Annotated in this window: 18 protein-coding genes; 8 read left to right on the top strand and 10 right to left on the bottom strand. The window is 56.5% G+C overall.

Translation table 11 applies throughout. The features are described from left to right. Positions 1-7: 7 nt before the first annotated feature. The 4 genes from RB602_RS01315 to RB602_RS01300 are packed head-to-tail and all read right to left on the bottom strand — an operon-like array spanning position 8 to position 5134. A complete protein-coding gene (locus RB602_RS01315; protein ID WP_317082239.1) occupies positions 8-1216 on the bottom strand; it encodes an amidase in 1209 nt (402 codons plus the stop codon). Beyond that, positions 1213-2574, bottom strand: coding sequence for a phenylacetate--CoA ligase family protein (locus RB602_RS01310; RefSeq protein ID WP_317082237.1), 1362 nt, complete (start codon positions 2572-2574; stop codon positions 1213-1215). Before RB602_RS01310 ends, RB602_RS01315 begins: the two co-directional genes overlap by 4 nt. Beyond that, a complete protein-coding gene (locus tag RB602_RS01305) occupies positions 2571-3905 on the bottom strand; it encodes an MmgE/PrpD family protein (RefSeq protein WP_317082235.1) in 1335 nt (444 codons plus the stop codon). Before RB602_RS01305 ends, RB602_RS01310 begins: the two co-directional genes overlap by 4 nt. Continuing rightward, on the bottom strand, positions 3902-5134 hold the full coding sequence (locus RB602_RS01300; protein ID WP_317082233.1) for an MmgE/PrpD family protein: 1233 nt from the start codon (positions 5132-5134) through the stop codon (positions 3902-3904). The genes RB602_RS01305 and RB602_RS01300 overlap by 4 nt, the downstream gene beginning before the upstream one ends. A 23-nt stretch (positions 5135-5157) precedes the next feature. Here RB602_RS01300 and RB602_RS01295 point away from each other — a divergent pair, with 23 nt between their 5' ends. Beyond that, positions 5158-5904: a GntR family transcriptional regulator gene (locus RB602_RS01295; protein WP_317082231.1), complete on the top strand. Its 747-nt coding sequence runs from the start codon at positions 5158-5160 to the stop codon at positions 5902-5904. Between the two features lie 7 nt (positions 5905-5911). On the opposite strand, the gene RB602_RS01290 is transcribed toward RB602_RS01295, so the two are convergent. From RB602_RS01290 to RB602_RS01270, 5 genes are read right to left on the bottom strand one after another with little or no spacing between them, the layout of a single operon-like run. Continuing rightward, a complete protein-coding gene (locus RB602_RS01290) occupies positions 5912-6991 on the bottom strand; it encodes a CaiB/BaiF CoA transferase family protein (protein WP_317082229.1) in 1080 nt (359 codons plus the stop codon). A 4-nt stretch (positions 6992-6995) separates the two neighbouring features. After that, a complete protein-coding gene (locus tag RB602_RS01285) occupies positions 6996-8192 on the bottom strand; it encodes a CaiB/BaiF CoA transferase family protein (protein ID WP_317082227.1) in 1197 nt (398 codons plus the stop codon). Then, the gene (locus tag RB602_RS01280; RefSeq protein ID WP_317082225.1) at positions 8189-9367 is read right to left on the bottom strand and encodes an acyl-CoA dehydrogenase family protein; all 1179 of its coding nucleotides are present in this window, start codon (positions 9365-9367) and stop codon (positions 8189-8191) included. The genes RB602_RS01285 and RB602_RS01280 overlap by 4 nt, the downstream gene beginning before the upstream one ends. Before the next feature lie 26 nt (positions 9368-9393). Continuing rightward, positions 9394-9903, bottom strand: a complete 510-nt coding sequence (locus tag RB602_RS01275) for a MaoC family dehydratase (RefSeq protein WP_317082223.1) — start codon at positions 9901-9903, stop codon at positions 9394-9396. A 27-nt stretch (positions 9904-9930) separates the two neighbouring features. Next, on the bottom strand, positions 9931-10743 hold the full coding sequence (locus tag RB602_RS01270) for an HpcH/HpaI aldolase/citrate lyase family protein (RefSeq protein WP_317082221.1): 813 nt from the start codon (positions 10741-10743) through the stop codon (positions 9931-9933). Positions 10744-10858: 115 nt separating this feature from the next. Between RB602_RS01270 and RB602_RS01265 the strand changes: the two genes are divergently transcribed. Genes RB602_RS01265 through RB602_RS01240 form a run of 6 tightly spaced genes read left to right on the top strand, consistent with a single transcriptional unit; the run spans position 10859 to position 17320 of the window. Further along, entirely contained in the window at positions 10859-11785 is a 927-nt protein-coding gene (locus RB602_RS01265) for a DUF1838 family protein (RefSeq protein ID WP_317082219.1), read from the top strand. Between the two features lie 52 nt (positions 11786-11837). Beyond that, entirely contained in the window at positions 11838-13118 is a 1281-nt protein-coding gene (locus tag RB602_RS01260) for an MFS transporter (protein WP_317082217.1), read from the top strand. Continuing rightward, on the top strand, positions 13118-14674 hold the full coding sequence (locus RB602_RS01255) for an FAD-binding oxidoreductase (protein ID WP_317082215.1): 1557 nt from the start codon (positions 13118-13120) through the stop codon (positions 14672-14674). Before RB602_RS01260 ends, RB602_RS01255 begins: the two co-directional genes overlap by 1 nt. Continuing rightward, complete coding sequence (locus RB602_RS01250) at positions 14671-15726, top strand: nitrilase-related carbon-nitrogen hydrolase (protein WP_317082213.1); 1056 nt, start codon at positions 14671-14673, stop codon at positions 15724-15726. Before RB602_RS01255 ends, RB602_RS01250 begins: the two co-directional genes overlap by 4 nt. Further along, positions 15723-16955, top strand: a complete 1233-nt coding sequence (locus RB602_RS01245; RefSeq protein WP_317082211.1) for a class I SAM-dependent methyltransferase — start codon at positions 15723-15725, stop codon at positions 16953-16955. The genes RB602_RS01250 and RB602_RS01245 overlap by 4 nt, the downstream gene beginning before the upstream one ends. A gap of 5 nt (positions 16956-16960) precedes the next feature. Further along, positions 16961-17320: a hypothetical protein gene (locus RB602_RS01240; protein ID WP_317082209.1), complete on the top strand. Its 360-nt coding sequence runs from the start codon at positions 16961-16963 to the stop codon at positions 17318-17320. Between the two features lie 89 nt (positions 17321-17409). On the opposite strand, the gene RB602_RS01235 is transcribed toward RB602_RS01240, so the two are convergent. After that, positions 17410-18102 (bottom strand): hypothetical protein, encoded by a 693-nt coding sequence (locus RB602_RS01235; RefSeq protein WP_317082208.1) that lies wholly within the window; start codon positions 18100-18102, stop codon positions 17410-17412. A gap of 98 nt (positions 18103-18200) precedes the next feature. Here RB602_RS01235 and RB602_RS01230 point away from each other — a divergent pair, with 98 nt between their 5' ends. Further along, positions 18201-18929 carry a hypothetical protein gene (locus RB602_RS01230; protein WP_317082206.1) on the top strand — a complete coding sequence of 243 codons (729 nt, stop codon included), beginning with the start codon at positions 18201-18203 and terminating at the stop codon, positions 18927-18929. The last annotated feature ends 6 nt before the right edge of the window (positions 18930-18935 follow it).

The following is an 18935-nucleotide window of genomic DNA, read 5'->3' as shown; positions in this document are numbered from 1 at the left end:
TCTCTCCCTATTTCTTCTGCTGTTTATCCCAGAAAACTTTGGGCCTGTTATAGCCCGCCAGATAGGCATCCAGCTTGTGTGCAAGAGCAAACAGGCCTGCCTCATTCCCCGCCTCACCGATCAGTTGCACCGCAAGTGGCAAGCCATTGGTGTCCAGTCCTGCCGGAATGCTGATCGCCGGAAGCCCTGATATATTGGCCAGGCAGGTAAAGACCGCCTGATTGGCCGGAGCCGGTTGCGCGTGCGGGAATGCCGTTTGCGGCGCGGTTGGCAGCAGGATTGCGCCATGTTCAGCCACAATGGCAATCATGGCATCGCTGGTTTCCTGCAAGATGGCTTTATCCTCCGCCAAATCGTCTTCGCTGCGCTTCGTACCATAGCTGATGAGTTTTTTGAGCGTATCTGACAATCCGGTCCCACCGGCCGATAGTTCTGCGTGCAGCTCTTTCGACAGGCCCAGCGTAGAAAGGATAAAGCCGGCAAACCGAATGCGGGTGAGTGCATAGGGCAATGCAAAGCTGGACTGCGCCTCGAGAAAGTCCGCCGCTTTGCGATAGGCGCTGAGCACACCCGGCTGACATTCCACCCCGCCCAGATTGTCTAACAGTGCGATGTTCTCAATGGCCTGCGGTTCGGCAAAATCCATCATGACCCGTGCTGCGCGTTCCAGAGTCTCCAGCGATCTGGCGAGCGGGCCAATGCCATCGAGCGAGGCATCAACAATCTCAAGCCCATCCTGACTGAGCGCGCCGCGTGCCGGTTTGAAGCCATAAACGCCGCAATAGGCAGCCGGAATTCGCACCGAACCCATAGTATCGGTGCCCAGCGCGATATCGCAAAGGCCTGCCGCAACCGCTGCACCACTGCCGCCCGATGAACCGCCGGGGGTGTAACCGGGCTTGTGCGGGTTCTGGGTTGCGCCGAACCATGGATTGTCGGTTTTCGCGCCCAATGCGGCTTCTTCCATATTGAGCATGCCGATGATCGCTGCTCCGGCGTGACGCAAACGGCAAACAACCTCGGCATCGCGCTCAGCTGTGCGATCCCTGAACGCATCCAGACCAGCTGTCCAAGGCATGTCCTGCACCGCGATATTGGCTTTTACGCCAACAGTGAGGTCGGCCAGCGGTCCATCGCCGCCTCGCGCTTTGCGATCAAAGTCCGTGAACGCATTCAGCGCGGCATTGGCCGCTTCGAGAGATGCCCAGTCGATCACAGCTTACGCTTGTCAATCAGGCGGATGGGTTTTTGCCGGGTGTCGATCTGGGTATCCGAGGCCGTCTCTCCCGGGCCGACCAGCGCGACACCGACCTCAATACCGACACCCTTACGCAGCAGCTCGGCAAGCTCCTCCTCGCTGCTTGCGCCCTTGCTTTCCAATGTCACCAGCATGCTGTCACGGCCAGCCTCGTCGCGCGTTACCCGGCAGACATATTCCCCCGTCAGATCATCGCGCCCCTCAATGATCGCGCCGATGGCGTGCGGGAAGATATTGATGCCGCGCAACTTGACCATATTGTCGCTTCGGCCCTTGAAGCCACTGATACGCTTGAACACCATGCCGGTGCTGTTGCTGCCGCTCAGCTCCTCGGTAATGTCATGTGTGTTGAAGCGGATACACGGTGCGATATCGTCCTTGAACAGACAGGTGACAACCATGTCGCCGGTTTCCCCTGTTGCCACCGGTGCGCCGCTATCGACATCGAGCAATTCCAGATATTGTGCGTCCTCCCAGACATAGAGACCATCGCGATCCGGGCCTTCACCGGCGATGGACCCGGTGTCGCCAACGCCATACCAGTCATAGGCCTTCGCCCCGCCCCATGCCGCTTCGGTCGAGGAGCGGTCCTCGGTGCCGAGATGGCCGATAATCATCTTCAGATTGATCTTGTCGAGCAGCTCTTCGGATTTGGCGGTGTCCGCCAGTTTGCGGATATAGTCGACAAAGCCAACCATGCAGGTCACGCCAAAATCGGCCATTAGGCTGACCTGATTGATCGAGCGGGTTTCTATACCCGTCCCGGCGCTGAGGAACAGCGAATTGGTGTATTTGGTAACCGCCTCGCGGATATAATGGCCGCCATTGATCATGCCATGGCCATAAACCGACTGCACCACATCATCGCGGCCCAGCCCCATCCAGCGATACATCCGCCCGACCAGCAAATTGGTGACTTCGCGACCCTTGGGACCGAACATCAGCGGCTGCGGTCTGCCGGTTGTGCCGCTGGTGGTATGAAACACGACTGGGCTGTCGCCGCGGCCATCAAAATCGCCATAAGGCGGGTGATCGTTCACCGACGCCATCAGATCGCTTTTATCGTAGACAGGCAGTTTGGTAATGTCCGCCAGTCCAGCGATATCACCTGGTTCAATCCCGGCATTGCCCCAGAGACGCTGGTAAAACGGAATTTCCCAGCCACGACGCATCAGCTTTTGGAATTGCTTGTCCTGCAGGGCATAGAGCTCATCGCGAGACATGGGAGTGTAGCGGGCAACAAACTGTTCACCCACCGGATAGTCTTCAAGCATGGCGTGTGGATCAAAAGCTTCAAAATATGTTGGGAAACTCATTTTGGCTCCGTTGCGTAAACTAGTGGGTGGTCAAAGATACGTGGATCGCAAAGCGTATCGGCGAGGTCACGGCAAAGGCTATATTTCTGGTTGTATTGCGCCGAGTTCATAGGGGCTTCCGGACTACCAAGATTGGCGTCTATGGTGCGCTCAATCGTCTTGCCATTGCGGCAGGACAGCACCAGCCTTTGCGGTGCGAGTGCATTGCCATCCGGATTATCATCAAGCACAACCTGTGTGTTGTTTGCCAACGGGACGAGCGCCTGATCATTCAGACCTGCGGCATCAAAATGGCGCGGATCGATATGGCCGTCGCGCAACATCATCGGGGCCAATATGGCAAAACAAAGCCGGGCATAGGCCGGGGACATATCCGCTTTATAGGAGCGCCCTACCAGCCGATGGATCAGCGGCGGGGCATAGAGCGCGATGCTGTCAATATCGTCGGGTTTGAGGCCATGCTCTTCCTGTATCCCGGCCAATGCGCCCAAAGCGCCATGGCTGGCGCGGCCGGAGGGATAAGGCTTGATGCTGACCTCTGCGATCCGCCAGACTTTTCCGAGACTGGCGACATAGTCTGCAAGATCAATCTCTTCGATCAGCGCCGAATAGCCAAATGGCCCCTGCAACGCGTTATGCGGGCCATCCATGTCCGCTTTGACAAGATCAACTGCGGTGATCGCGGCGCGCGCCGCATTGCCAATTTGCAGCGGCAGCGCGACCGATGCCTCGACATGCGCCTGCATGGTGCCACTGCAAAAGCTGTAGGCCAGCCCCATCACATCGGGATAGTGCACGGGCGCAATCGCTTCGAGCCGCGCCACCGCCAATGCCGCACCGATTATTCCGGCACTGGCCGGTCGGAAAAAGCGCATGGGACCGGTAGCCGAAAGACCAATGCCGCTGGCGATATCCACACCGATGGCCAGGGCTGTCAGAAACGCCTCACTATCACTGCCTCCCTTGCGATCTGACGCTGCCAGAAGTGCCGCGGTCACCACGGAGAGCGCATGCACCACAGCCGGTTCATGGACCGCATCCCATTCCAGGCAATGAATGGCAAAACCGTTGAAGAATGCCGCCGATGGGGCAGGCAGGCGACCATCCAAGCTCAATAGCCTGCTGTCCTCTGAATGCCCCCAACCCTTTACAGCAGCGAGCATATGCTGGGCTTCAGGTGATGCTGCACCTGCCGCGCCGCCTGCAAGCGTATCCGCTAATAGCCGCTCCGCATGTGCTTTTGCCGCATCAGGCAACACATGTCCGGTTGCGGCAAAATTGCAAATCGCAGCGGTATAGCCTGCACTATGGTCAGCCACAGTCTTGGTCATAACAACCACTCCCCAAGCATATGGGCAATGGCGTCCGGCTCATCGCCTTCCAGCGCCAGAGAAGTCGCGCGATCCGCGTCTTTCTTGGTCAATCCCCCCCACAGCGCCAAGGCATGCATCTTGTCGATAATCTGCGCGCGGTCTATCGGTCTTTCCGGATCGCCGAGCGTGTCGACCAGCTCCAACTGGTGGCCATTGGCGCTTATGCGAGCACCAAAATGGGCCGGGTAGCGCGCAGTGATGTCGGGGCATTCGCGTACAACCACCTGGCTCCTGAGATTGGCAAATTGATCAAAGGCCGCGACCTCAAAATCCGCCAGTTCCGGAGCACCCTTGCTTGCCGCAACAGCAACGCCATGCTGTAAGGAAAACTTGGCCTCGACCACGCTTTGGGGGTCGGCCCGGTCACAAAATGTCAGGGCATCGGCATAGGTCTCTACAAGTATCTCACCGGAAAGCGCACCATATTGCTGCTGAAACTGCAGCGCCGCATCAATGGCCGGGTGCACATGGCGGCATGCACCCCATGGCTTGAAACTGACCGCGTGCATTTGCCAGCCATCGGCAAGGAGCATCGGCTTGGCCTTATCGCACGTCGCCGCATACAGCCCCTGCTCTCCCTCAAGAACATAGCGCGGACCGACGGCGCCCGCCTCGGCAGCCAGAGCCGCTTCCCTGCCAGACCTTAATGCATGCGCAACATGCCATTGTTTGGCATCGCATGCCTCGTGGCGCATCTGCCAAAGGCCACCGGCTACACTACCCGCCAGGCCCATGGCATTGACCAGCATGTCCAGATCACTGCGCTGCGCCGTGATTGCGGCAACAGCCGCGCCAAAGATGCCAGCCGTCGCCGTGTTGTGATAAAAGCCATAATGCCGCTGATCAAAGGTAGAACCGATAGCGATGATTGCCTCATACCCGCGCACCGCCGCATCGAGCATGGCATTCATCGATCTGGTCGGGCTTTCCATCATCGGCCAGATGACCGGGCCGGGGTGGAGAATAGCAGTGCGATGGACATCGTCCATTTCCAGCACATTGCCAAGCCATGCCGACCGGTGAATATATTTGGCAAAATGATTGCGCGCCGGTCTTGATTGCAGTGCACCCGCCACACATGCCAGCCAATCGAGCAGATGCAGTCTGGCGCGTTGCCGGGTGGCCTCGTCAACCGGGCGAAGCAAATGGTGCCCAAGTTTCTGCGTCTGGCTCTCTTGCGTCATCATCGCCCCCGCCCTAATGACAGCGCATGTCTGGACAGAAAACAGGGGCCAAGAAACAACCCCGCTATATTGAGCTCGCCGATGACCTTCGTGAAGAAGTGCTGAATGGAGCTTATTCTGATCCGGGCGAATTTCCTACAGAATCTGTGCTGTGCAAGAAATATGGTGTCAGCCGTTTCACCGTAAGAGAGGCTTTGCGCAAGCTGACAATGGAGGGCTTGATCGCCCGCAAGCGCGGTTCTGGCACGGTGGTTCAACCAGCCATTGCCCGCGGTGGCGCATTGCACCAACCGCTGAGCAATATCAGCGAAATTCTGCAATATGCGCGCGATACCACGATCAGCTTTGTTCCCATGCCGGCACAGGATATTCCGGCGAAGATAACCGAGCAGCTTGGGATTTCGCCCAAACGCAAATGGTTCGTTTTCCACGGCGAGCGCATGAAGGCCGGACGCAGACGACCCATCGCCGTAACCATTGCATGGATCAACCCTGATCTCGCCGATGTGGTGGCGCAGATTGATCCCGAAGCTGCGACATTGTTCAGCCAGTTGGAAGAAAAGGGCAATCTGTCTGTTGGCCGTATCACCCAGGACATTCAAGCTATCTCGGCGAGCAAGAGCTTTGCCCGCCGTCTGGGTATCGAGAAAGGCGACCCGATCCTGCGCATATTGCGGTGCTATTTTGACCGGGATGACCGCATGTTTGAAATCTCCGCAAGCTACCATCCCGGCGAGCGCTTTGCCTATTCCATGCATATCGAGGCCGATTAGAGCCATCTTATTGTCCAGCCTCTGGCGAGGGTGGAGACCATTTCTCTTCAGAGGCAAAGCGTATTGATGGTGCAAGCTGATGGGTGCCATCAACCTCAACCCACAGTTCGCGCTCGGCGATGAAATTCTGGTCCAGAGCTTCACGGAAATCCAGAACGGGAGCGAAGGCGACATCCTTGTCAGCAAACCACTCCACCCATTGATCACGGCTTTTGCTGGCGAATGTCTCGCGCAAAAATGCAATGAGCGGTGCCTGCGCTTCCCCTGCTTCCATCTCCGCCAGCGGTAGAAGGTCAAGCCTGTCCAATGCGCCCAACAAAGTGCGAGCAAATTTGATCTCGCGTGCGCCCAGAACGACATGCTTATCGTCCGCTGTCTTATAGACATTATAAAAAGCGGCGCCCCCAAGTGAACGCTGGGATTGGGAGCGCGGCGAGTCTCCTCCGGCAATTGCAGAACCTGCAATATGCGCGCACCAGGGCAACATGCTATCGAGCATGGCGATGTCGATATAGTCACCCTTGCCCGTCTGCTGCCTGCCCAGCAACGCCATCAATATGCCTGACAGGCCATTGAGACCTGCGGCCATATCTGCGGACGGCACGCCCGGCACCACCGGGGTACCATCAGCGCCATCATTGACTGAAAGAAATCCGGAAAGGGCCTGCACCGCCAGATCATGCGCCGGATGGTGCGCCATTTCACCTTCCTGCCCAAAGGCAGAGATAGAGCAGTAAACGATGGACGGGTTATGTTTGGCAACGGTCTCATAGTCGAAACCCAGTCGCGTCATAACGCCGGGGCGAAACCCTTCGACCATGACATCAGCGTCAGAAAGAAGCTGCCATAATTGCTGCTGGCCTTCGTCGGATTTCAAATCAAGCGACAAAGTTTGCTTGCCGCGGTTGAGGTTTCGGAACCACACCGATTGGCCCGCCTCCATGGGCTCCATCTGACGCACCGGATCACCTGTTGGCGGCTCTACCTTTATCACCTGGGCACCATGATCCGCCATCATCAGCGTGAGCATTGGCCCCGGTAAGAATAGCGAGAGGTCAACGACCTTTATGCCAGAGAGCTTGCCCATCAGGTTAGACAATTCCCTCGGCGCGGAGCGATGCAATGGCATCAGCATCATAGCCGATTTCACCCAATATCGTGTCGCTGTCTTCTCCCAACAGCGGTCCCGCCTTGTTGGGCAGCCGTTCACCATTCAGCTTGATCGGGCTGGACAGGACATCTATTTCCTGCCGGTCTTTGTGGCTGATGGTTTCACGCATACCGATGGTTTTTAACCAAGGATTGTCTAACGCTTGATCGAGCGCAAAGACCGGGGCTACCGGCACATGGCCTTGCAGCAATTGCTGCCAATGCTGCATCGGATGCTGCTCAAAAACCTTATCGAGAACCGCAGTCAGTTCGGCCCGGTTCTTCAGCCTGTTGGCAGGCGTATCGAAGCGTGGATCATCGATCAGTTCGCTATGGTCGATCTTTGCCGCAAGAACAGGCCAGAATTTCGGAATCTGCGCCATGACGAACATCCAGCCATCTGCTGCTTTGAACATCTGGCTGGGCGTGGCCGATGGGTGCGCGCCGCGGGTGACGCGACCAGTGACATCATTTTCATTCATATACCAGATGGCGGGATAGCTCGTCTGATGTACCGCAGCCGACAGCAGATCGACATCGACATCACAGCCTTCACCGCTACGCTGCGCATCAAGCAAAGCAGCCAAAAGGCCGACCGCCATTTGCGTGCCGGACATAAAATCGACCATGGAGAGGCCAAAACGCACTGGCGGTCCATCAGGTTCTCCGGTGAGCGAGCAAAAGCCCGCCTCTGCCTGCATCAGATAATCATAGCCGGGCCATTTCGCCCGCTCATTGTCGCGGCCATAGGCGGAGCAATGGGCGCAGACTATCGCCGGGTTGACCGATTTCAGACTATCGTAATCCAGCCCGATGCGCGCCGGTACATCGCCGCGCAGATTATTGGCCATGACATCGGCGTCCTTGACCAGCCGATGCAGCACCTCGATCCCCTTCTCGCTGCGCAGATCCAGTGTCAACGATCGCTTGTTGAGGTTGAAGCTCTGGAAATAGAGACTCTCTGCCTCACGCAGCCAATGCGGGCCCACCTGCCGCGCTGTATCGCCCCCTTTGGGTGGCTCGATCTTGATGACATCCGCGCCAAGCTGAGCAAGGAACATCGTCCCATAGGGCCCCGCGCCATATTGCTCTGCGGAGAGGACGCGGAAGCCCTTTAGCGGTTGCTTCGCTGCGCTCATGCCGGATTCCGCTTCACCCATTGCTTGGAGATGATCATCCGCTGCAGTTCATTGGTGCCTTCGCCGATGCACATCAGGATGGAATCGCGATAATAGCGCTCAATGTCATATTCCTTGGAATAGCCATAACCACCATGGATGCGCAGGCCTTCTTCAGAATTGCGCACCGCCGCTTCGGAGGCATAATATTTGGCCATGCCTGCTTCCATGTCGCAGCGCAGGCCACGGTCATAGGCTTCTGCCGCATCCAGCGTCAGCAGCCGCGCCGCTCTAGCGCGTGTGACCATTTCCCCCAGTTTGAGCTGAATTGCCTGATGCTCTGAAATCGGCTTGCCCATGGTTTCTCGCAGCTGGGCATATTCGGTCGCCAGCCGCAGCGCCCCTTCGGCCAGACCCACGCCGCGCGCGGCGACATTGATACGCCCCAGTTCCAGACCGCCGGTGGCCTGGAAGAAGCCTTGGCCCTCTTCCATTCCGATCAGATTCTCTGCCGGGATACGGTAATTGTCGAATGTCAGTTCGGCACTGTCGATCGACTTATAGCCCAGCTTGTCGAATTTCTTACCAACGCCAAAGCCTTCGCCCTTGGGCGCGATCATCATGCTCATGCCTTTGTAGCGCGGCTCCGCCTTGGGGTCGGTCTTGACCAGCAGTGCAAAGCAACTGCCCTGAATACCGTTGGATATCCAGGTCTTGGTGCCATTGATGACATATTCATCACCTTCGCGCCGGGCGACGGTGCGGATGGCCTGCAGGTCCGTACCGGCATTAGGCTCAGTAAGCGCCAGCCCGCCGCGGATTTCGCCACTGGCAAATTTGGGCAGCCATTTGGCCTTTTGCTCCGGCGTGCCAAAGCGTTCTACCGCCGTCGCCATGATCAGATGCGAATTCACAATCCCGGTGATCGCCATCCAATAGGAGGAGATATAGGCAATGATCTTGGCATAGGTGGTCGCAGGCAGGCCCAAACCGCCATATTCGGTGCCAATTGTGGCGCCGAACAGGCCCATTTCGGTCATCTGTTCAACCAGCTTCTCCGGCCAGATATCACCATGGTCATGCTCCATGACCACCGGAATGACTTCGCTTTCCACCCATTTTTCTATCGCTTCGAGAAAGGCGCGTTCATCTTCCGGATCAATGGTTCTTTGCTCTGTTTCTACTGCACTGGCCATGTTTTCGCTCCTGCTATCCTGTCGTCCTAATCATCAACCGGGCCGCAGCCGCGCTTCCAGATCAGCATGGTGCGCTCAAAGGTGCACACCACATCGCCATTCTGGTTTTTGCCAATGGTTTTGACGGTAACGATGCCCTGTTCGGGTCGTGACGAGGACTCACGCTTGTCGAGCACCTCGCTCTCGGCATAGAGCGTGTCGCCGGGAAAGAGCGGATGGGTAAGACGGATCTTGTCCCAGCCCAGATTGGCGACCGCTTTCTGGCTGGTATCGGAAACACTCATCCCGACCATCAACGCAACCGTCAGCGGCGAGCAGATAAGTGGCTTTTTGAACTCGGTCTTCTTGGCAAATTCATAATCGAAATGCGCCGGATGGGTGTTCATAGTGAGCAGAGTGAAGTGCACATTATCGGTATCGGTAATGGTTCGCCCGGGCCGATGCTCATAGATATGGCCGATTTCAAAATCTTCGAAATAGCGGCCAAAAGTCTCGCGGAAACGTCCCGGACTGACCTCTACTACACCCTCACGCATGATTATAACTCCTTCAATATCCTGTAATTATTTAGCCGCTGCCAATAGCTGGCGGTAGCGCGACATCACCGGTGCTTCCAACATCCGGCCGTTAAAGGCGATGGCTTTGCCGCCACCTGCCTCAAATGCATCGATCGCGGCTTTTGCCTCTGCGATTTCTTCCGCACTTGGCTGCATGTTCGCGGCGATTGTCTCAATCTGTTTCGGATGAATGGCGGCCTTGGCATGAAAGCCCAGTGCTTTTGCCTTCTGGCATTCTTCAGCGAGACCCGCTTCGTTGTTGAGGTCGATATAGGGCACGTCAATCAGCAGCAACTGCGCCGTTGCGCCGCACATGATAAATTGTGACCGCGCCGCCAGCAGCGGCTCCCACTCCAGCTTGGTGCCGATTTGCGATGAGAAGTCGCCGCCGCCAAACATCATCGCCGTAACGCCGTCAGAACCGGCTATGGCATCGCCACGACGCAGGCCTTTGACGGTTTCGATAAGCGGAACCAGACCGCATCCTTTACCCCCAAGAATAGCATGGGCAATCTCAACTTCGGCCGGACTTTCTACCATCGGCAGGAATATCAACTCCGGAACAGTCCTGGATTCGGCCAATGCCAACAGGTCCTTAAGGCCCGATTGGGTCCGCAGACCATTGGTCCGAATGGCTTTTCGAGTCTTTGATACAATACCTAGCGAATCCAGCGCTGCATCGCGCGCTGCGTCCTTTTCTGTCGCTGGAACCGAGTCTTCCAGATCAATGCAGACCAAATCTGCTTTTGTTTCCAGGGCCTTGGCTATTCTGTCAGGCCGATTGCCTGGCGCAAATAAGAAGTTGGTAAAACCCTGCATGCCGATATCATATACCCTTTGAAATTTATTGCTTCACAATTTGTCCGGACAAATTTAAAGTCAACCGGAAATATGAAAATTTAATGCCATTTTGCCGATCAGGAGAGGAAACATCATGAAAGCGCATCTCAAATTCGCTGGACTGGCGACCATCGCCAGCCTGTTTGTCGCCGCTAATAGCGCACAGGCGCGTGAGCTTGATCCATCTGATCCGACCGACGCGGTTGAGATCATGAAACGGACCCAATGCGGCGAGGCCGACAATGTGCCGGCAGTGTATCACTGGTCGGGCCGCGGCTATTCGAGGGTGCGCGGTGAGCCCGACAGTCTGTTGTTCAAACTGCAGGGCATGAATGTGCGCCAGTGCATCACCGTGGAAGACGCGGAGCGTGGCAAAGGCTATCGCATGGTCAGCCGAGAGGTGATGTTCTATGTTGATCCTGAGACCAATGAGATTTTGCGCACATGGGACAACCCTTGGACCGGTGAAACCACCAATGTGATGCATGTCGCCAATGACCCGGTGAACAGCCGTGCGAGTTATCCCTATTCAGCTGATGGCAAGCCCTATGCGTTGCCCAATTTCCGGCAACAGGATGACTGGCTGTTCATGCCGTTTGAGGCACCGCTTTTCTATCACAATGTGCTGGCCGGCGATTATCAGGATTATGTTGGCAACAAATATCATGCCATGGAGATTTTTGATTTCACCATGCGCGCATCCGAGGTGCTCGATTCAGAAAATTCCACCGCCTATCCGGCGATTGCCTGGGTGCGCGTTTCTGACTGGCTGCCCTGGATGAAGATGCGCGGACGACAGGGCCAGATGGTGTTCAATGCTACTGGTGCCAAGCTGAAATCCTATGATGACCTGCCTGCTATCATCAAGGACGAGATTGCGCTGAATTACCCGATCTACAATGCGCCGCCACCAGTGGATGATAGCCGCAAGAACGAAACCACCTGGACGGTGTTCAAGAAGATGATTGATGAGCAGCGTGCCAAGGAAAAGGGTGAGGAAAAGGCCGGTGGCGGGCATTAACCCCGCTATCGCGTTAATCTGTATCCCATTAGACAGTTGATTGAGCACATTTATGGGCAAGGAACGATCTGAATTCTCCCTTGGCTGGAAGGTCCTGTTGGCCGGAGTGTTGGGCGTTGCCTGTGGAGCATCGCCGATACCGTTCAATGTCATCGGCTTTACGGTTGAGCCGTTAATTGCGGAATTTGGCTGGAGCCGGACCCAGATATTGCTGCCGATCACGCTGTTCGGCATCATCGCCTCCTTGCTTGCTCCGTTCTTTGGGTCGCTGGCGGACAAATATGGGGTGCGCAAGGTTGCGCTCTATTCACTGGCGGCCTTTGGCCTGTCCTTTGCCGCGATATCGCTGACGCCAACCGCGGCGGCAACCTCCACTCTCTATACCTATTATGCGCTGTGGGTATTGGTTGGTCTGGTGGGGATTGGCTCCACGCCGGTCAGTTGGAGCCGCGCAATCAATCTGTGGTTCTTCAAAAATCGCGGGTTGGCGCTGGGCATATTGCTGCTCGGCACCAGCCTCGCCGCGATTGTGGTGCCCAAGCTCGCCGTCTGGGCGATTGAAGCCTATGGCTGGCGGGCCATGTTTGCCGTTGTCGCAGCATTGCCGCTGCTTATCGGGCTGCCGATAGGCTTTCTGCTGTTCCGTGAACCACGCCCGGAAGAACGCCCCAAGGCGATATTGAGCGACAGCGGCAAGCTGACCGGCGTAACGCTGGGAACGGCGCTGAAAGACTATCGCTTCTGGCTGATCTGGCTGTCTATCGCCATCATCGCCACGGCCTTTGGTGGCGCATTTATCAATCTGCCCGCCATGCTGGGTGATCGCGGCATGGAGGCACAGCAAGCGGCCTCTGTTATGGGCATATTGGGTATCGGGATATTGCTCGGGCGGCTGGCGACCGGGGTGTTGCTGGATCGCTTCTGGCAGGGCTTTGTTGCCTTTCCGTTGCTGTGTCTGCCGGCCATCTCCTGCATCATCCTTTTGGGCGATAATATTGGTTTCACCGCGGCAGCGCTCGCTGGGTTCCTGCTTGGTTTTGCCGCTGGCGCGGAAAGCGACCTGATCGCCTTTCTCACCGGTCGCTATTTCGGCATGGCGCATTATGGTAAGATATATGGCATGATCTATATGCCTTTCGGACTGTTCAATGCGCTGTCGCCGATCATCTATGCCTATGTGCGCGATACCACCGGCAGCTATAATCCGATCCTCACCATCGCGATTTTTGCCTTCATTGCTGGCGGCGGATTGCTGTTGTTGCTTGGCCGCTATCCTCAGGAGTTTCCTGAAATAGACGACGATACCGGCAATCTTGAAGCGGAGCCGGCCTGATGGCGGTGCTCGCGGATCATTCGGTGCTGGATGACATTGCCCGGTCAGGGGCTGAGGTCATCACCGATGCTGAGAGCCTTGAATTTTTTGCGCATGACATCATGGGCCGCGGGGCCGATCTGCGTGCGGTGGTGCGCCCTGATGACAAAGACCAACTGGCGGCAGCAGTAGCCGCAGCGACAGGTCAGGGGCTGGCGGTCATCCCGCGTGGTGGCGGTGTCAGCTATACAGGCGGCTATACCCCAAGCCAGCCGGGCGCAGTGTTGTTTGACCTCGGCGCGATGGACCGGGTTCTGGATATCAACGAAACCGACAGGACGGTAACTGTCGAAGCGGGATGCAGCTGGGCCAAGCTGCATGAAACGCTTGCGCCATTAGGCCTCAGAACGCCCTATTGGGGCACGCTGTCTGGATTAAAAGCCACTGTTGGCGGATCGATGAGCCAGAATGCGATCTTCTGGGGCTCGGGGCGCTATGGCACAGCGGCGCAAAACTGCCATGCGCTGGAAGTGGTACTGGCGGATGGCAGCATCCTCAAAACCGGTCCTCAATTCACCCGTCCCTATGGACCTGATTTGTCCGGTATTTTTCTCGCCGACACCGGAGCGTTGGGCATCAAGGCGACGATTACCATGCCGCTGATCCCCGAGGCAAAGGCGCATGGCTATGCGAGCTTTATTTTTGAGACGCATCAGGACGTGCTCGGAGCGGTCGCAGAGATTGAGCGCGCAGGCATAGCGACCGAATGCTTCGGATTTGATCCCGGGCTGAACGCCATCCGGATGAAGCGCGATAGCCTGAGCAGCGACGCCAAGGCGCTCGGCACGATGATGAAGAAGCAGGACTCTGTCTGGAAGGCGCTCAAAGAAGGTGCGAAGGTAGTCGCGGCAGGGCGGGATTTTCTTGATGAAGCCAAATTCTCGCTGCATGTGCTGACCGAAGGGCGGATACAGGCGGCGGCCGATGCCGATCTGGAGGCAGCGCGCACCATTGCCATGGCGCATGGTGCCAGCGAGACCGACAATACCATCCCCAAAATCATCCGCGCCAATCCCTTTGGCCCGCTCAACGGCATGTTGGGCCCGGAAGGCCAGCGCTGGGCACCAATCCATGGCTTACTGCCGCATTCCAAGGTGGCTGGTTGCTATGAAGCGATTGAAGCGCTGTTTGCGCAGCACCGTGAAGAGATGGATCAGCATGGCATGTTCACCGGCACTCTGATTACCGCTGTTGGCGGCGCGGGCACGATTATTGAGCCATGCATTTATTGGCCGGATGAATCCTATGGAGTGCATGCACAATCCATGGATGCGGCGCATTATGCCAAGCTGCCAAAGCCGGATGCCAACCCAGCAGCGCGAGCGGTGGCACATCGACTGAAACAGGCGCTTGTTGATCTTTTCCATCAATGGGGTGCAGTGCATTATCAGATTGGCCGGACCTATCGCTATCGTGAAAGCCTGACACCAGAGGCGGATAGCTTGCTTCAGAGCATCAAACAGACCGTCGATCCGCATGGATTGATGAATCCCGGTGCATTGGGATTAGAGCGATGACGGCTACTCCCGTCTATGCCGCTGTTGCGATGCAACTTGCCGCGCGCTCGATCGAAAACACGCCTGATCGTACAGCGGCACGCGAGCAGATGCTGGTAATGATTGCAGAGTTGGAAGGCAAAATCCGCTCTTCCGCCATTTTTATCGAGCAATATGCCGGCAGCAAAGTGCGATTGGCGGTGTTGCCGGAATATCTGCTGACCAGCTATCCGGGACGCATAAGCATTGGTGATTTTGCCGACAAGGCGGCGCTGGAGATTGACGGCCCGGAATATGCGGCTCTGGGCGCATTGGCCGAGCGGCTCAACATGTTCATTGCCGGCAATGCCTATGAAGTGGATGCCCATTTCCCAGGTCTCTATTTTCAGGCATGCTTTATCATCGCGCCCTCCGGTGAAGTGGTGCTGCGCTATCGTCGGCTCAATTCCATGTTCGCGCCGACGCCGCATGATGTCTGGTCAAAATATCTCGATATTTACGGTATTGACGGTGTGTTCCCTGTTGCCAGGACAGAGATTGGCAATCTGGCCGCGATTGCTTCTGAAGAGATTCTCTACCCCGAGATAGCACGCGCATTGGCTTTGCGCGGTGCCGAGATTTTTGCCCATAGCAGCTCGGAAATTGGTTCGCCGCTCGACACGCCCAAGGACATCGCCAAACGCGCACGGGCGCAGGAAAATATGGCCTATGTCGTCTCCGCCAACACTGCGGGGATAACCAATACCAGCCTGCCGCTCGCCTCTGCTGACGGCAATTCCATGGTCGCGGATTTCAAAGGGCGCGTACTGGCCGAGTCCAATAGTGGCGAGACGTTCACCGCCTTTGCCGATATTGATCTCAATGCCTTGCGTACCGCTCGGCGCAAGCCTGCAATGACCAATTTTCTCGCCCGGCAAAGGCTGGAACTTTTTGCCGATGTCTATCAGCAGGAAAGCCCGCAAAAGGCCGATAGTTTGATTCAGAACAATGAAATTATTGTGCCGGATCGCGATTACTTTTTGCGGATACAGGAACAGACGATTGAACGCTTGATAAAGGATGGTCTGATATGAGCAAAGAGCAACAGTTGGACGTTGCCCCACCGTATAATGCGGTGGCGCAGCATGGCGTTTCACCAAAGCCGAGCCATGACGAGATTTCGCGCTTTGATTTCCTTGCGAACTTCAACAAGTTCCTATCCGGCACTTTGGGAGCGGGTAATCAGCTCGCCTATGAGAAGCGGGTGCTGCCCGCCTTTCAGAAGGAGAATGGCCGCGACCCGAAGGACCGTTTCGAAATCCGCCGCGCGATGAATCAGGATAGATACCACCAATTCTGGTCAGCGCTCAAACGCAACTCAATGGAAATGCGCCAGCAAAATGGCCGGTCGATGGTGTTGCGGCAACTGGATGAGCTGGATGCCAAGGCGCGGCAATATAATGAAGGGCGTGCGACGCTGGAGTTGAACCCAGAAATAGACGTGCCGCGCTATCAGTCTGCGGTTGATATTCATTGCATGCCCGGCAGTTATCATGGCGAAGCCCGGCCCGGCGATGTGTCTGCCGGAGCCAATTATGATTGTGGCCTGTTTGCCACCACGGCGGGCGGTCTGGGCGCATTGTCAGATGGCGGCGGTCAAGCGCTTGTCGAGTGGATCAAGAAGGAACGCCCCGGCTGGGTGCCAAAGCGTATGCTGGATATCGGTTGCACCGTTGGACACAATATCGTGCCACTGGCGCTGGCTTTCCCGGATAGCGAGTTTATCGCCATTGATACCGCCGCGCCGATCCTTCGCTATGGCCATGCGCGGGCGCAATCGCTGGGCGCGACAAATATCCGCTTCATCCAGGCCAATGCCGAGGATATGTCGCGCTGGCCCGATGGCCATTTTGACTGGGTGCAGACCACGATGTTCCTGCATGAAACCAGCGGCAAGGCATTGCCGAAAATCATCGCAGAAGGTTTTCGCGTTCTCGCTGATGGCGGCTTGATGCTGCATCTGGAACAGCCCGAATATACCGACGAGATGCCCCTGTTCGAGCAGTTTCTGCGTGACTGGGACGCGTTCAACAATAATGAGCCATTCTGGTCAGCGATGCACGCTCTGGACATGAAAGACGTGATGGTCGAGGCCGGATTTGGCCCTGGCGATCTATTTGAAACCGGCGTCCGGGCGGTGGTCGACCGGGAGATATTCCCCGAAGCACCAACCGGAGAAGATGAAGACCATGGCCGTGCTGCCTTTTGGCACGCCTATGGCGCGTGGAAGAATGTGCAATCCAGCCAGATCGCCGCGGAGTAAAGATTATGGAAGACGTTTTGGACTGGATGTCGCTGGCCAACAAAAAGCCCAAAGGGAAGCGGCCAGACTTTCTCGGTGATCCGCATGATGAGCGGCTATTGTCGATGCTGCTGGCTGTGATTGGCGAGGTCTCTGTGCTGCGTGAACGGATGGATACGGTGGAGCGTTTGCTCGAAGCCAAAGGCACGATCTCGCGCGAGGATATAGAAAGCTATACGCCTGATGCCGATGCCGCCTATGAGCGCGGCGCGATGATCCGCGAATATATCTTCCGCGTCATGCGTGGCCCGCAACAGATGATGGAAGAACTGCAAAGCACCGAACCGCCGGTTGAGAGCATCAGCGAGGAACTGATCAACAGCTAGGGTCACGGGCCTACTCTGCCAAAAAAAGACCTGTCATCCCCGCAAAGGGAATGACAGGTCAGTGGTTCCAAACTCAATATCGCGCGGCGTTAGAAGGGCTTTACCGCGCCTAGGAAACACACGCTGGCAATGGTAATCCAGTAGATATAGGCCGATATACGCGCCTGACCGATTTCGCGTTCCAATGCTGCTTCCTGTTCGGCGTTGGGACCCATTGCCAAAATACGGAAGCGTTCGGTCCAGCGGCGCATCACCAGCCGCAGGAACAGACCGATAATCAGCGCAAAGGCATAAAGCGCCATCTTCGCCGGATACCAGTAATTGCCTTCGCCGCTTTCAATCGGGCCGCTGCCAGTAAACGCCATAAAGGCAACACCGAACAGGATGGCAATCAACGGGTAGCGCAGCAATTCCTCGGTGCGGGTCACCTTGATACCAATATCGGTCTCACGCTTGATGAATGCGGTCCAGGTCATCGCCAGCCATGTGCCAAAAATCAGCCACATGGTCCAGATGCCCGGGCCATCAAGCAACGGGACAAAGCCATATATCTTGCCCATATGCAGACCAAGAGGCAGCAAAAGGACGATGCCGGTGCGCGCCAAAATATCGATGCGATACGCGGTTTCCATATGACGCTTGCGCTCTTCCAGTGACAATTCCCTGTTGGTCACATGATAGCTGGTCTGGAAAACGCCCCATTCTCCGCCTAGCCAGTACACCATCGCCAGAATGTGAATCCAGCGAAGGATCGTCAGTTCATTTGCTACAAGAAATTCCATCTATCCTCACCCCTGCTCTTTGCCGTAATTTGTCCGGACAAATTCTGCTTGGCAAGCGAAAAATGCACTGGCATGATCGTTTTTACGGAGAAAAACCCATGAAGCATCGCATTATTGAAGGACGGCTGGAATACACATCCCGCAAGAAAGGTATGGAAGGCCAGAATCGCGGTTTTGAGACTTTCATGTTCACCCATCACAGCGATGGCAAGGTGACAATGCGGACGCATTGCGAAATCTATGAACCCGAACCGACGGTGATGCGCGATATCATCTACGCCATGGATGAAAATGATCAGCCGATGGACCTGCATGTCCGCCTGACCGTAGGCGATGCTTTTATGGGTTCCGGCTGGCTGCGCTTTGATGGCGAGATGATTGAATGCGAGTCCTACGGCCCCTCAATCGGTCGATTGTCGCAGCAGGTGCAGGCGGAATTGCCGTTGGATGGCTTTGGCACTCATCCCATCGTCTCCGATGGCTATATGCTCTCGACTAAAGACTGGGATGCGAGCGACCGCTACCTGCTCAACTGCTATCTGCCGTCCCCTGATCATCGCGGCGCGACGCCGCCGCAAATAGCACAGGTGAAGATTGGCGCGCTTTATCTTGGCAAAGAGGAAATAACGGTGAAGGCGGGCACTTTCCAATGCAAGCATCTGCAGTTTGTTGACGACTCGTCGATTATCCCCGGAACCGGCGGGATGGCCGGAGAACATCCGCCCTATGATGTCTGGATCACCGATGATGACGATGGCATTTTCGTCCAGGGCGGTGTCGGCGGCTATATGATGACCTGGTATGAACTGGTTGAGTTGAAACGGTAAGCCGGC

The sequence above is a fragment of the Parasphingorhabdus sp. SCSIO 66989 genome, assembly GCF_032852305.1.
Classification (GTDB): domain Bacteria; phylum Pseudomonadota; class Alphaproteobacteria; order Sphingomonadales; family Sphingomonadaceae; genus Alterisphingorhabdus; species Alterisphingorhabdus coralli.
This window is presented reverse-complemented; position numbering and strand designations above follow the sequence as displayed.